Origin of the sequence: Streptomyces jumonjinensis (assembly GCF_009600885.1) — a bacterium.
GTDB lineage: Bacteria > Actinomycetota > Actinomycetes > Streptomycetales > Streptomycetaceae > Streptomyces > Streptomyces jumonjinensis.
Window position 1 is genome coordinate 111967 of the sequence record NZ_VCLA01000199.1, and the last position, 3290, is coordinate 115256.

The following is a 3290-nucleotide window of genomic DNA, read 5'->3' on the forward strand; positions in this document are numbered from 1 at the left end:
GTGGACGGGTGAGGAAACGGGGCCCGTGTCCGTTAACTCTCCCATGAACGCGCCACCTTGGGGGCACCCCTGGCCAGGGGCCTGTCGGGGTTGGCGACGGCCATCTCGATGCCCTCCACCTCCGCCAGGGCGCCCTCGACAGCGCCCTCACAGTCTGGGCCCGGTTCCTGGACGCCGCCGAGGGCGTTCAGGAACCGGGTCCGCGACTCCGCCCAGGACCTGGGTGTCCGCCTCGCCCGGTACCCCGACGCCCAACACCGTGCCGAACGGGCAGTTGACCTCCTCGCCCGGCAGCCCTGAACGACTCAGGCCCGCCCGGGTGTGGGCGGGCCTGCGGGTGTCAGATATGGACGATCTGGACGGCTGTCACGATCAGGAGCGGCGGCCCGCTGATGTAGTAGCGGACGATCGCACCCGCGATCGTGGCCAGCCTTCGCGTCGGTTCCTCTCCCGGGGTCGCCGGGGTCGAGCCGTGACCGTACGGGTCCCTCGCCAGCGTCTTGGCCATCTCCGCGTCGAAACGGGACCTGAACTGCGGGTCCATCCCCCGGTAGACCTTCTCGGCCTCGCCCGAATACTGAATGCGGTACCGGCTCATCCCCCCACCTCCGGCCGGGCAGTCAGGCGGGCCTCTTCCGCCTTCAGATCCGCGATCAGCGCGTCCTCCGCCAGCAGTTCCTCCGGGGGAGTCGCCCAGCGCAGAAGGGCGTAGATCAGTTCATGACCCGGGGTCCGGGCGATCTCCGCCTCGAACTCCGCCCGCCGGCCCTCCTCCAGCACGGCCCGGATGCTCTCGATCGTGGCCGGGAAGGTCTTCGACCCCACCGGGAAACCCGCCGAGTACACCGTGGGCGCACTCTCGCCCGCTGTCTCGTCCAGCGGCGGGTGCGAAGGGGCGACCGGATTGCCGTCCCCGTCCACGACCCCGGTGAAGTCACCGCCCTTCAGCCGACGGACCACCGGCACGTCCGCCGCCCCCGCCACGGGCGGCAAGGCCCAGTCGAGGACCACGTACACGAGGTGCTTCGCCGAGGTCCGTGCCGTAACGGCATCGAACTTCGCTGCCCTCTCAGGCTCCAGACCCGCACGGACGCCCCCTATGCTCGACGGCACCTCCACACGCCCACGCTCCAGCGGGATGCTCCACACCGGCCCCATGCCTGGACCTCGCCTTCCTCCGTAAAACCACCGAAGTCCTTCACCGTAGGCCCCGGCCGGGAACCCGGAACGGCTCAGCAGGCCCCCTCAACACGATCGAGTGCCCCCCATCACGAGGCCCACGGTGCCGGCTTCAGGAAACGAACGCGCCTCACATGCCAGAAAGGCAGGACCACCCCCGCACGCGCGGGGACCACGTGCGCGCCGGCCTGGCGCTGCCGATCTCCGAGGGACCACCCCCGCACGCGCGGGGACCACCCCGGACCGGTCCTGACCGTGGACACCACCGACGGACCACCCCCGCACGCGCGGGGACCACTCTGCTGCGTCGACCCGTGCCTCTGCGGCGTTCGGACCACCCCTGCACGCGCGGGGACCACTTCCCCGCCGGGCCGGGCCGCAACGCCACCCACGGACCACCCCCGCACGCGCGGGGCCCACACGATCGGCGCGGCGAGCATCAAGTTCGACCTGTGGACCACCCCCGCACGCGCGGGGCCCACTCGATCTGTCCGCCGAGGAGCGCTCCATCACCGGGACCACCCCCGCACGCGCGGGGCCCACCTCCCGCTCAACCTCCGCAACGCGGTGTCTGTGGGACCACCCCCGCACGCGCGGGGCCCACTGACCAACGGGGCCTTCCTGGGGCAGTACGCCAGGACCACCCCCGCACGCGCGGGGCCCACACTTCCTGACCTGCGCGTTTACATCGTGGAGTAGCGGTTTTCATTCAATTGCGAGCAGTTGGGCATCGGGACCTCCCGGGGTGAAGAGGTGTCAGGCGCAGCCTGATGGGCGGCGGAGTCGGTGGGGCTCGGGGCCGTGCTCTACAGCTCGGCGGACTGAGCGAGGACGACCAGTCCGGCGAATGCGTCGGCGGAGACCATCAGGACCGGTCCGGTCGGGCGCTTGCTGTCCCGGACAGGGACGACGCCGGTAGCGGACACGGTCGCGGGGGCCCATTCGACGCACTGACCGCCGTTGCCGCTGTATGAGGACTTGATCCAGTTGAGAGGTTCGGTCGTGGTCGTCACGGGGTGCCCTTTCGTACCTCATTGATCATGGCCACAGAGTCCGCCTGTGGAAGCGCGTACTTCTGTAGCTGATAGTAGGCCGAAAGCGTGGGCCCCACGAAGCGGCTGTCCCGCTCAAGGTGCCCCCGTGCTGCGGACTCTGCGTAGAACATGAGTGAACGGTCAGGCAGAGTCAAGAGCGTTATCGGCAGGTTGAACGGACGGCGCTCCCCCATGGTGAACGGGGCGATCTGGAGCATCGCGTTCGGCTGCTCCGCGAACTCCAGCAGCCGATCGTACTGAGCGCACATGATCTCAGGGCTGCCCACCTGTCGGCGGATGCAGCTCTCATCTACAACCGCATGAATCAGTGGCCCTGGGGTCCGGTCGATGGCGGCTTGCCGGTCCGCAACTATGGCCACCCGCTCGCGGGCTTGCTCAGGAGTGATCGCGCCCCGCGTCACGCTGTGCTCTTCGATGGTCGCCGCGTACTCAAGCGTCTGAAACAGACCAGGGATGACACCCACCTCGTACAACCGGATCTCCACGGCCCGGCTCTCGTACCCGATGAACCCCGGGAAGCCTTCCAACAGCGCGCCGTATGTCATCCCTAGCCACTCGCGCTCGAACGACTTGTCGGTTCCCGCGAGCCCTAACACGACATCAACGGCGCGACAGAACGGCAATGTCGCAATCTTCAGAGCAGTTTCACCGTGCGAAACCTGTGTTGGCGAATATTTCATCCGGGCACCCAACTCACGTTGCTTCCATCCGCGTTGCTCGCGTTCGCGGCGTAGACGTGCCCCCATGGCCGCCTGCGGACTAGCGTCCGGATTCAGTTCCTTCCGGTTCGCCATGGGCGTTCCTCCACAACATTGTTTGCTGGTTCTCCTCGTTGAACCACCCTCGACTCTAGGTCACTCTGAATGCCCTCGGTGGCGGAACGGCTACGGAGAGGAGTGGTTGGTGTCTAGCAAGAATGTTCGCCCGATGCGGCAAATCCCCCCGCCCGCCCACGGTGCGCTCATGCTGACCGCACAGGTGCGGGTCGTTGAGCGTCCCAATGAACGTCTGCGGTGGGTGTCCGTGGATCCGGTCGGCGGATGGTCGCCGGTATCA

At 68.0% G+C, this 3290-nt stretch carries 4 protein-coding genes and 1 CRISPR repeat array; all 4 genes read right to left on the reverse strand.

From position 1 onward, the window contains the following. Positions 1 to 340 precede the first annotated feature (340 nt). Positions 341 to 598 carry a hypothetical protein gene (locus FF041_RS35280; RefSeq protein ID WP_153485686.1) on the reverse strand — a complete coding sequence of 86 codons (258 nt, stop codon included), beginning with the start codon at positions 596 to 598 and terminating at the stop codon, positions 341 to 343. Further along, positions 595 to 1017, reverse strand: coding sequence for a hypothetical protein (locus tag FF041_RS38455; protein ID WP_194292314.1), 423 nt, complete (start codon positions 1015 to 1017; stop codon positions 595 to 597). The genes FF041_RS35280 and FF041_RS38455 overlap by 4 nt, the downstream gene beginning before the upstream one ends. A gap of 310 nt (positions 1018 to 1327) precedes the next feature. Next, positions 1328 to 1844: direct repeats of the CRISPR family, unit length 28 nt; unit sequence GGACCACCCCCGCACGCGCGGGGCCCAC. A 141-nt stretch (positions 1845 to 1985) separates the two neighbouring features. After that, complete coding sequence (locus FF041_RS35290) at positions 1986 to 2192, reverse strand: DUF397 domain-containing protein (RefSeq protein ID WP_323372130.1); 207 nt, start codon at positions 2190 to 2192, stop codon at positions 1986 to 1988. After that, positions 2189 to 3028 (reverse strand): helix-turn-helix domain-containing protein, encoded by an 840-nt coding sequence (locus FF041_RS35295; protein ID WP_153526524.1) that lies wholly within the window; start codon positions 3026 to 3028, stop codon positions 2189 to 2191. Before FF041_RS35295 ends, FF041_RS35290 begins: the two co-directional genes overlap by 4 nt. Positions 3029 to 3290: the final 262 nt, after the last annotated feature.